General features: G+C 33.7%; 2 protein-coding genes and 1 pseudogene. 2 read left to right on the top strand and 1 reads right to left on the bottom strand.

Annotated features, from left to right (window positions below):
- Window positions 1–126 (top strand): annotated as a pseudogene (locus tag FTU46_RS16555) (DDE-type integrase/transposase/recombinase); the annotation flags it as partial.
- A 453-nt stretch (window positions 127–579) separates the two neighbouring features.
- Window positions 580–1,419, top strand: coding sequence for a hypothetical protein (locus FTU46_RS16550; RefSeq protein WP_180105350.1), 840 nt, complete (start codon window positions 580–582; stop codon window positions 1,417–1,419).
- A gap of 226 nt (window positions 1,420–1,645) precedes the next feature.
- On the opposite strand, the gene FTU46_RS16545 is transcribed toward FTU46_RS16550, so the two are convergent.
- Window positions 1,646–1,813, bottom strand: coding sequence for a hypothetical protein (locus FTU46_RS16545; protein WP_180105349.1), 168 nt, complete (start codon window positions 1,811–1,813; stop codon window positions 1,646–1,648).
- Window positions 1,814–2,189 lie beyond the last annotated feature (376 nt).

The following is a 2,189-nucleotide window of genomic DNA, read 5'->3' as shown; positions in this document are numbered from 1 at the left end:
ATTCCACAAGTGATCAACACGGATAAAGCACCCACATATGGACGTGCTTTATCACGGTTAAAACGGGAAGGTAAATGTCCACCAGACCTTGAGCACAGGCAGATTAAGTATAAAAATAACGTGATTGTATGTACTCGCTAAAACTCGTACTCTATTGAAGCTCGTTCCTCGCTTCGTGGGGCAGTTTTTTAGTTAATACTCTTTGTAATATCCAAAATCAAAAGCAACTACGAATTCGCTTCGCTCATACTTTTTGAAAAGCAAAATCTCCAAAGTTCGCACCCTTCAGGATGCTCTGTATCTTTCGTTATGAAGCAAAAGAAAGCTTTGTAATCAGGGAAGCTGACCAAACGAGAAGCACCAACTTGAGCAACTTAGTACGGCAGGTGAACAACTTGAACGATCAACTAGAGGCTTCAAGACACAAAACAAAGCTTTGATCGAGCAATTACAAATGCTAGAAATGCAAGTCAACAAGTTAAAGAAATAAATGAGCCTAAACAAAGTTATGGAATAAGGTTAGGCTGTTGAGCTATATCTCATTTTTGATGTATTTTTGGACAAAAAACGTAGGAACAAATGAAAAAATTACTAATTTTTACTTTAAGTGCATGTCTGATACCGCTAGCAAATGCACAAAAAGCAGATTGGCAACCGTTAAATGATTCAATGTATCTAGATAAAAATTCTATTTTAGTTAGTTCGCCACCTAAACAGGTGAGTGCTTCTATGTATGTTGAAGAAAAAGAATATAAAACTAAATTTTTATCACGGCTTACTGTTGATTGTAAAAATCAGTCTTTCTATCTAGATGATATTATTTATAAATATGATAGTGATTTTTCATTAATTGGAGGTCTAAAAAATACTGAAAGTCAAAGTACAAAACAATCCCCTAAAAAAATAACGAATGAAGCTGTGCCTTCGGTGTTATTAAGTTTGTGTGATGATTCGAAAAACTTAGAATACAGAGAAACAGAAAATGCAAAAAAATTAAAATATGATCGAAATAGTATTGGTCAAATGTATAAGTTTATACAACGTAAAGAATGGCTTTTCTTTAATTGGGTGATGAATAATAGAGAGGAGATCAAAACAGGAATATGTAAACCTACTTCTCCATCAGAAAAAAAAGCGTGTGTGGTTGTTGATGGGCTAGTTGAAAATTATAGTAGTTTGAATTTTATTCCTGATGATTATAGGTATCAAAATAATCCAAATGGAAATATTAAGCAGTTGGCACTGGATGGAAAGTTAAGTGAACTAAAAAAATATAAGCTATACAGCACATGGAGTCAGGTTATATTTAAGCAAGCTGAAAATAATTATAAATCAGACAAAATGCTTCCTAAAATCTATGCATTATTACTATTTTATGAAGATGTTAGTGGGCGAGTAGAAGGCGGAATTACTAATTAAAATTATTATTAAAACCTAAAAACTATAGCTTCGAATCTCAGAGGTTAGTGATTTAAGCTAAAAAGTTGGCTCAAAACGACTGACAATAAGCCCATTCCGATGGGCTTATTGTTTTTTAGGGTCGATCTGGCACCAATCATAAGTTTTTTCTTTGACGCTATCCCAAACACAGCGCATTAATTTAAAAGACCAACCACAGAAGGCTGTAGCTGGTCGAATTTATGCATCACTTGTCTTTTTTATTATTAAAATTAATATTAATAGTCAGCAAAAACTGCGGCTCAATCGATAGCAGCTTTAAAATTTCAGCAATGATATGAAAATCCAAGTTCAGAGCCATTTGTAAAAGATCATTTGCCCATAAAACCACACTCAAAAAAATTAAAATAAACATGAAACACCTTGTCCTTAAACAAAGTATTTAGTTCAAACAGAGCAGTCATTTGGTTACAAAGCAACCAAACGGTTATATTAATTTTGTATTTAAAATCAATTGTTTATCTTTTTTTTAGATAAAATAACAAAGGGTACTCGATGCTTTAAATTTTGGCTTTAGCCACACTTTAAAGTCGAGTCACTTTGCGTCTGTGGCTGTCAAATTAGTAATGGAAAAAGCAAAGCAAAGTACCAACCTAAATTATTTGGCACTGTTGCAAATAACCACGAATGGTAAGCTGAAGACTGTTTTAGCTAAAGGTGCAGCATATGAATCCTTTCCATGGTCGGCATTTTCAGGGCGAAATCATTCTTTGGGCTGTGCGCTGGTATTG

It is taken from the genome of Acinetobacter sp. YH12108, assembly GCF_013419055.1.
Classification (GTDB): Bacteria; Pseudomonadota; Gammaproteobacteria; order Pseudomonadales; family Moraxellaceae; genus Acinetobacter.
This window is presented reverse-complemented; position numbering and strand designations above follow the sequence as displayed.

What these genes read in the sequence shown, in the direction of transcription:
- FTU46_RS16550 (WP_180105350.1), top strand. Translation starts at nt 580, where the DNA reads ATGAAAAAATTACTAATTTTTACTTTAAGTGCATGTCTGATACCGCTA.
- FTU46_RS16545 (WP_180105349.1), bottom strand. Translation starts at nt 1,813, where the DNA reads ATGTTTATTTTAATTTTTTTGAGTGTGGTTTTATGGGCAAATGATCTT.